The sequence below is a fragment of the Sphingomonas bacterium genome, assembly GCF_903643065.1.
Taxonomy (GTDB): domain Bacteria; phylum Pseudomonadota; class Alphaproteobacteria; order Sphingomonadales; family Sphingomonadaceae; genus Sphingomonas.
Map to the genome: position 1 here is coordinate 1 of NZ_CAHJWX010000061.1, position 8060 is coordinate 8060.

The 8060-nt window shown below is 67.7% G+C and carries 6 protein-coding genes; all 6 read right to left on the bottom strand.

The genetic code is table 11. The features are described from left to right. Nucleotides 1-71: 71 nt before the first annotated feature. A complete protein-coding gene (locus HUU95_RS03645) occupies nucleotides 72-461 on the bottom strand; it encodes a response regulator (protein WP_174278858.1) in 390 nt (129 codons plus the stop codon). Between the two features lie 62 nt (nucleotides 462-523). Further along, nucleotides 524-2947: an ATP-binding protein gene (locus HUU95_RS03650; RefSeq protein WP_174278859.1), complete on the bottom strand. Its 2424-nt coding sequence runs from the start codon at nucleotides 2945-2947 to the stop codon at nucleotides 524-526. After that, a complete protein-coding gene (locus tag HUU95_RS03655; protein WP_254602599.1) occupies nucleotides 2944-4116 on the bottom strand; it encodes an EAL domain-containing protein in 1173 nt (390 codons plus the stop codon). The genes HUU95_RS03650 and HUU95_RS03655 overlap by 4 nt, the downstream gene beginning before the upstream one ends. A gap of 323 nt (nucleotides 4117-4439) precedes the next feature. Further along, nucleotides 4440-5936: an efflux transporter outer membrane subunit gene (locus HUU95_RS03660; RefSeq protein ID WP_174278861.1), complete on the bottom strand. Its 1497-nt coding sequence runs from the start codon at nucleotides 5934-5936 to the stop codon at nucleotides 4440-4442. Beyond that, nucleotides 5936-7552 (bottom strand): DHA2 family efflux MFS transporter permease subunit, encoded by a 1617-nt coding sequence (locus tag HUU95_RS03665; RefSeq protein WP_174278862.1) that lies wholly within the window; start codon nucleotides 7550-7552, stop codon nucleotides 5936-5938. The genes HUU95_RS03660 and HUU95_RS03665 overlap by 1 nt, the downstream gene beginning before the upstream one ends. Beyond that, nucleotides 7552-8060, bottom strand: a 509-nt coding sequence (locus HUU95_RS03670) for an HlyD family secretion protein (protein WP_174278863.1), incomplete at its 5' end; no start/stop codon positions are given. The genes HUU95_RS03665 and HUU95_RS03670, both read right to left, overlap by 1 nt.

Genomic DNA, 8060 nt, shown 5'->3' on the forward strand with positions numbered 1-8060 from the left:
CCGTCGCAACCCGCGCCCGCGCGCCGGGGCAGCGCCACCGCCTCGCTCGCCGCCGCGCTGAAGCCCCGCGGCTAGGCGATCACCGTCCCACCGGCGTCACGCGCCAGCAGCCGTCCCATCGCATCGAACAGCGCGTCCATCGCCACCGGCTTGAAGATCACGTCGTCCGCGCCCGCCGCCAGGCAGCGCTCGCGCAGGTCGGGCGCGGTGTCGGCGGTGACCACGATGACCGGCACCCGCGCCTTGTCGTCGGGCCGCGCGCGGATGTGACCGATCGCGGTAATGCCATCCATGCCCGGCATGCGCAGGTCGACCAGGACCATGTCGAACCGGTGCTCGTCGATCAACTGGAGGCCGGTCGGCGCGTCCTCCGCTTCCGTCATCGTCGCGCCGGCCACATTGAGCATGTCGCGCACCACGCGGCGGTTCATGCGATCGTCCTCGATAAAAAGGACGTTCATGATCGCGAGTGACGGGACGACGACAGGGAATTGGGCTCGATCATTGCCGCCATGTTATCTGCCTATGCCGCCCGGGACACAAGCACCGTTGCGTGATCCGCGTCCTCGCTGCGACCAAACAGCGCGGCGACGAGCGATGCGCCGGTCACCGGCTTGACGATCAGGCGATCGACTCCGGTCGCGAACACCGCAACGCGCTCGGCCTCCGACGCAGGTGACCGGAGCAGCATCACGGGCGCGGACCCGGCCAGTGCCTTGATCTCTTTCATGAAGCGGAGGCCGTCGCCGGCCGCGCGCGCGGTCGCCTCGTCGATCAGGACATGCGTCACCGTGCCGGCCTCGACGCAAGCAAGCGCCTCCGCGATCGTGCCGGCGAACGCGACCGCCGCGATGTGAGGCTGCAGCAAGGCGCGCAGCATCGCGCGCGTGATCGGATTGCGTTCGAGCACCAGCAGCGTGTCGCCGCTGGCGGACGCGCACGCGACGGCCGCCGACGCGACCGCCGGCAGCGGCAGGGTGGCGGTGAAGATGGTGCCGATGCCGGGCGTGCTCGCCAGCGCCACGTCGCCTCCCATCGCGCGCGCGAGCCGCCGGACGATCGCGAGCCCCAACCCGGTGCCGCCGAACTCGCGCGTGGTGCTGGCGTCGGCCTGCCGGAACGATTCGAACACCGCCTCGTGCTTGTCGGCGGCGATGCCGATGCCCGTGTCGGCGACCGCGATCCGGATACCATCGTCCGCGGCTTCGGCGGTCAGCGTGATCGAACCGTTGTCGGTGAACTTGACCGCATTCGACAGGAGATTGAACGCGATCTGGCGCACCCGCGCCGCATCGCCGTCGACGAGCGGCGGGCAGCGCTCGACATCGACGACGAAGCGCAAACCCTTGGCCCGCGCCTGCTCCGCCCACAGCCGCGCCGCGTCACGCAACGTGCTCGCGACGTCGAACGGCGCGCGTTCCAGCGTCAGATGGCCAGTCTCCATCTTGGCGACATCGAGGATGTCGTCGACCAGCGCGCGCATCGTCAGCCCCGCGCCCTGGACCACGCCCAACCGCTCGCGGGTCGGCGCGGACAGGCCCGTATCGGCCAGCATCACCTGCGTCATGCCGAGGATGCCGTTCAGGGGCGTGCGGATCTCGTGGCTGGTGGTCGCCAGGAACTCGGTCTTGGCGGCGAGCGCCTTGCCGAGCGCGTCGTTGGTGACGGCGAGATCGTCATTGACGGCGCGGACCTGATCGCGGCTGCGGCGCAGCGTCACGAGGCCAACGAGCAGCAGGAGGATGATGGCGGCGGCAGCGCCACTGCCACCCAGCCAGAACAGCCGCTCGGTCCGCGCGCGCTGCAACGCCTCGCGGGCCTGACGTAGTCGCTCGGCGTCGCGCAACTGAGCGATCTTGGCTTCCTGATTGGCTGAGTCGAACCGCGCCGCCATCAATGCGGTGCTGGTTTCGGTCGCGAGTCGCGTCGCTTTGTCGTCGAGCCGCTTGAGCGCGTCTGCGTGCGCCAGGGCATCGTCGGACCGGCCGAGCGCACGATAGACCGCGATGGCGGTCGCGTGGGAATCGCGCATTAGCAGATCAGTCGTGGCAAGATCGATGTCGCGGAAGGCGCGGTCAACAAATTGTTGCGCGTCGTGTAGTCGGCCATGTTGTAGTGCCGCCTGCGCCGCCACCGCATCAAGCTGGCGAGAGTCGTCCTGCGTCGTTCCCTTCAAGGCTGCAGCGGCGGCGATGGCTGCATCCGCTTGACGCATCTGCTTCGCCTTCAACTCGTTGCGAGCGAGATTGCGCAGGAACTGCGCCTGAGCCGTGACGCTACCGACACGCCGAGCGGCCGCGATCGCCTGTCGAAATGAGGTTGCCGCATCAGCATACCGGCCCTGCTCGCGAAGGGCGATGCCCCTGCTGTTCCAGATCGACAATGTCAGACCCGGGTCGGTCGGATAGGCATCAAGCGCCTCACCAAGGTAGCGCAGCGCCGTCGGATAGTCCTGGGCATCGTCATAGAGCATCGCCAGGCAAACCAACGAGACCGCTTGCTTGCGTTGATCCTTGGACTGTTTGAAGAGGCGGTGTGCCTTGAGGTAATCGGTCAGCGCGGTCGCCACCTCGCCGCGGGCGCCATGAATGCTGCCGCTGGTCAGCAAGATCTCACCTTGCAGCTCCAGCTCGCCAAGTAACGCGCCAGCCAACACGCGCGCTTCGGCAAGCGGGATGGCTGCTCGAATCGGGTCACCCGAGCGACCCAGCGCTTCCGCCTCCAGCCAGAGCGAGGTCGTGAGCGCCCGGCGGCGAAGGTTCGGATCGGGTATCGTCCTGGCCTTGACGGCGCCATCACGCGCAAGCCGCGCGGCGGCGGCCGGGTTTGCCAACATCAACGCCTTCGCTTGCGCGATGGTAAGCTCGACGTTGTTCGATGGCACGTGCGCCGAAGCCGGGAAGGTCGGCGCGAGCGTGAGCAACGCGACCGCGATCCACCATCTCACGCGCGCGACCTTACCGCGATCAGCTGTTCCGCCGGTGTTCGCGCGCGGCGGACCAGTTCACGATGCTTGTCCTCGCGCAAGAAGGTCAGCAATGCCTCCAGCGCGAGCGGGCGGCTGATAAGAAAACCCTGCGCCATGTCGCAGCCCATGACGGACAGCAGCGCCAGCGCGGCCGGTGTCTCCACCCCCTCGGCCACGACTTCCATCTCCAACGCATGGGCGAGGTCGATCGTCGATCGGACGATCAGCGGATCGCGATGGGATGAGGAGAGCTGGGTGACGAAGAGCTTGTCGATCTTAAGCTCGCTGGCGGGCAGCTGCTTGAGATAGGCGAGGCTGGACAGGCCCGCGCCGTAATCGTCGATGGCGATGCTGACACCGATCGCGGCGAGCTGCTGCAGATGGCGAATCGCCACGTCCGGCTCGCGGATCACGCTCGTCTCGGTGATCTCGATCCCGAGCCGGGCGCCGCTGTTGGTCACCAGCGCGGCCACCTCGTCGATGAAGCCCGCGTTGGACAAGAGGCTACCGGTGATGTTGACGAACATGGGGAACATCCGACCGTGGCGGGCGAGCACGCGCTGATCGGTCACGACCTGGCGCAGCGTCCACAACGTCAGCGCCTCGATCGCGTGTGACGTCTCGGCGGCGGGGATGAACTCGCTTGGCGGGATCAGGCCATGGCGCGGGTGCCGCCATCGGACCAGCGCCTCCACGCTGACGATCTCCTGCCGACGCAGGTGCAACTTGGGTTGATAGTGCAACAAGAGCTCGTTGCCCGCGATCGCCCCGGGAAGATCGTCGGCGATCGTCGGCGACTGCTCGATGTGCGCGGCGGACGCGCCGGCCAGACTGGCTTCCGCCGCTTCGAGCAACGCCAGCTCGTCGCCGGGGAGCCGGAAGGCGGCGCCGATCCGCACGTCGATCGCCGGGTCGTCATCGCGCGCCGGCAGATGACACGCGAGCCTGACCCGCTCGATCAGCATGCCAATCGTGGCTGACCCGTCCAGCGTCAGCCGTGCTTCGATCAGATCGCGGGCCGCCGTGCTCACCGTCGCATCGGGCAACGCGGCGACGACCCGCTCGGCAAGCTCATGGGTGAGCAGATTCGTCCGGGCCAGACCAAGCAGACGACGAAGGCCTGACAGGTTCGCAAGGCGCACGAGCACCAGTGCGTCGTGTCCCGCGGCCGAGTCGGCGGTGTCGCCTGGACGGATGAAAGGCCGAATATCGCGCATGCCTTGCTAGCTTTACCGCCCAAGCCCTAATTTCCCGTTAACCCATCATGCTTGCCAAGCCGGGATCGATCTTGCGGCAGATCAAAAACATGGTTAACGTATAAATGCGTCCAACGTAGGCGCATCAAGGGAGAAAACTGATGTCGGATTGCTTCGACGGCTGGCTGTTCGAGCAGACCAAGCCCTGGTAAATTGACACTTGGCCCGGGCCGGTCGCTCCGTCGCTGAGCGCCGGTCTCGATCCGACCCGGGCCTCATTGGCTACCCCGCGCCGATCTCGCTTCCAGGCTCGCCAGATCAGCGGCCTCCCAGCCGCCGCCCAATGCCTTCATCACCGCCACCGTCTGTTGCCGTAGCTGCGCGTCGCTCGCTGCCAATTGCTCCCGTGCGCTCAGCACCTGGGACTGCGCATCTAGCAGACTGTTCTGCGCCACGAACCCCGTCCGATACTGCGCCTCGCGCGCCTGCGCGGTGACCAGCGCATCGTTCACCGCGCGCGCCAGCGTGTCGTGCCGCCGTCGTTCGGCCGCCAGCTGCACCAGCGCGTCCTCCACGTCCTTGAGCGCCTGCAACACCGTCGACTTGTAATCCAGATACGCCTCGTCGCGTTGCGCCTCGCGGATCTTGATCGTGCCCCGGCGGCGGCCCCAGTCGAGGATCGGGAATTGCAGCGCGCTCGTGCCGTTCACCTGGAGACTGTCGGTCGAGAACAGATTGCCCAATGCGGTGGAGATCAGCTGCGCCATGCCGGTGAGGTTGAACCTGGGATAGAGGTCCGCGACCGCGACGCCGATGTCCGCGGTCGAGGCCGCGAGGTTGCGCTCCGCCGCGCGCACGTCGGGGCGGCGGCGCAACAGGTCGGATGGCAGACCGGCGGGCACGGCGGGCGCGGGCTGAAGCGCTGGCGCGGGCGCCGACAGCTCGGCATTGAGCGCGGGCGGCGCCTGACCCAGCAGCGTCGCCAGCTGGTGCGCGCGCAAATCGAGGTCGGCGCGGATCGGCTCCGCGCGAGCTTCGGTGCTCGACACGACGGTACGCTGCTGCGTCAGATCGGCATTGGGCACCAGGCCGACCTTCGCCTGGTTCTCCGCGATGCTCAGCGACCGCCGCTGGCGCGCGACCTCGTCCGTCACGATCGCGACCTGCGCCTGGTCGAGCCGCAACGACCAATAGGCCTGCGCCACCTCGGCGGCGATCATCGTCGCCGCGTCGCGCGCGTCCCAGATGCTCGCCTCCGTCCGCGCGACCGCGCCCTCCACCTGCCGCCGGTCGCCACCGAACAGGTCCAGCTCCCAACTGGCGTCGAACCCCAGCGCGAAGGTCTTGATGCCGCCGCCAGGTAACGCCACGCCGCCGCCCGACGTGGAACCCGCGCCCCCACTGGTGCCCCCGCCGCCGAACGACTGCGCCAGCTGCGAGATGCCGGCGTTCTTGCTGAACCGCAGATAGGTCAGGCTGGCGTCGGCGTTGATCATCGGCTTGCCGGCCGACCGCGCGACGATCTCCTGATAGCGTGCTTCGCGCACGCGCGCGGCGGCGGATAGGATGTCCAGATTATCGCGCAACGCGCGCTCGATCAGGCCGGTGAGCACCGGATCGCCGAACGCCGTCCAGGGCCTGGCAAGGTCGATCGCACCGGCATCCGTCGACGCGCCGAACGCGGCGGGCACGGCCGCGTCGGGCGGGCGATAGTTCGGTCCGACGGTGCAACCGGCGAGCAGCCCCGCCGCGATCAAGCAAGCCTTGCGCATCAATGTGCCCCTCCCGGCCCGCCGCCGCTCGAACTCTTGCGCATCAGGAAGACCAGCGGCGTCACCACGATCACCAGCCACATCAATACCCAGAAGACACTGATGAACGCCTCCATCGACGCTTGCTGCGTCACCGTTCCATACAGCGCACCGAGCGCCGGGCTGCTGCCGTCGCCGCCCATTCCCCCGCCCTGCCCGCCCAGCGCCTGACCGGCGCTCCCGAGATAGTCGTTATAGGCCGGGTTGAGCGGCTGCGCGCTTTCAACGAGGCGCGACTGGTGGATCTGCTGCTGATGCGCGAGCAGCGTCTGCGCGGTCGAGATGCCCAGCGTGCCGCCCAGGTTGCGGAACACGTTGAGCAGGCTGGACGCCTGCGCGGTGTCCGTCTGCTTGAGTCCCTCATAGGCGACGGCATTGATCGGCACGAACAGGAACGGCAGCCCCGCCGCCGAGATCAGCCGCGCCGTCGATGCCTGCCAGAAGGTGATGTTGGCGTTGAGGTGCGCCAGATACCAGAGTGCGGCCACCTGCATGCAAAACGCGCTGACCAGCAGGATGCGCACGTCCATGCGGCTGCTCAGCACGCCCGCGATCGGCACCGCCACCAGCGTGGCAATCCCACCCACCGTCATCGCCAGCCCAGCATCCAGCGCGCTGTAGCCCAGCACCTGTTGCAGCATCTGCGGGATCAGTTGCGTGGTGCCGAACAGCACCAGGCCGGTCATCATCATCACGATCAGCGTCATGGAAAAGTTGCGGTTCTTGAACAGCCGCACGTCCACCACCGGATCGCGCTGACCCAGTTCCCACACAACCAGCGCGATGAGCGACAGGACCGCGACGATCGTCGTGGTCACGATCAACGGGCTGGCGAACCATTCGGCGCGTTCGCCCCGATCGGCCGTGATCTCCAGGCAACCGAGCCCGCCCGCGATCAGCAGGATGCCGACCCAGTCGATCCGCACGCCGCGCTTGGTCTTGGCGTCGCGGTCCTTTTTGACCTGCTCCGGCTCGTCGACGAACAACTCGACCAGGAACACGGCCGCGATGCCCACGGGCACGTTGATCAGGAACACCCAGTGCCAGGAAGAATGCTCGGTGATGAACCCGCCCAGCGTCGGCCCGAGCACCGGCCCGACCACCACGACGATGGCAAAGGCGGCGAAGGCCATGGCGCGCTGACTCGGCGGAAAGGTGTCGGCCAGCATCGATTGCTCGACCGGCGCCAGCCCGCCGCCCCCGATCCCCTGCGCGATCCGCGCGAGCACCAGCACCTGCAGATTGGGCGCGATCCCGCAGACGAACGAGGCGCTGGTGAACAGGATGATGGAAATGATGAAATAGCGCTTGCGCCCGATCGTGTCGGACAGCCAGCCGCTGATCGGGATGACGATCGCGTTGGCGACGAGGTAGCTGGTCAGCGTCCAGGTCGCCTCGTCGGACGAGATCGACAGGCCGCCGGCGATGTACTGCAACGCGACGTTGGCGATGGAGGTGTCGAGCACCTCCATGAAGGTCGGGATGGAGATGATCGCGACGATCAGCCACGGGCTGTACCTGCCCGCGACCGACCGGCTCTTGTTCCAGCCTCCGCCGGTCGCCGCCGCCGAGGCCATCAGCGCACCTTCACGGTCGGCACCGCGGACATGCCGGGTCCGATCGGATAACGCAGCGGATCGGGATCGCCCTGACGCCGATCGAACTCGATGCGCACCGGCACGCGCTGCACCACCTTGACGTAATTGCCCGTCGCGTTTTGCGGCGGCAGCAGCGCGAAGGCTTGGCCGGCGCCGCGCTGCACGGAGTCGACATGGCCATGGAAGGTGACGTCGGGATAGGCATCGATCTTGATGTCGACCGGCTGGCCGATCTTGACCAGCGTCAGCTGCGTTTCCTTGAAATTGGCGGTGATCCACATCCGGTCGGGCACGATCGCCATCAGCTGCGTGCCGGGCGCCACATAGGAGCCGACGTTCACTTGCCGGTTGACGACCTGCCCCGACACGGGCGCGACCAGCCGGAGATCGCCGAGCGTGACGTTCGCCTGGCGCACCTGCGCCTCGCGCGCGCCGATCGACGCTCGCGCGGCGCCGGCCTGTTCGCGCGCGACCGCCACCTGCGCCT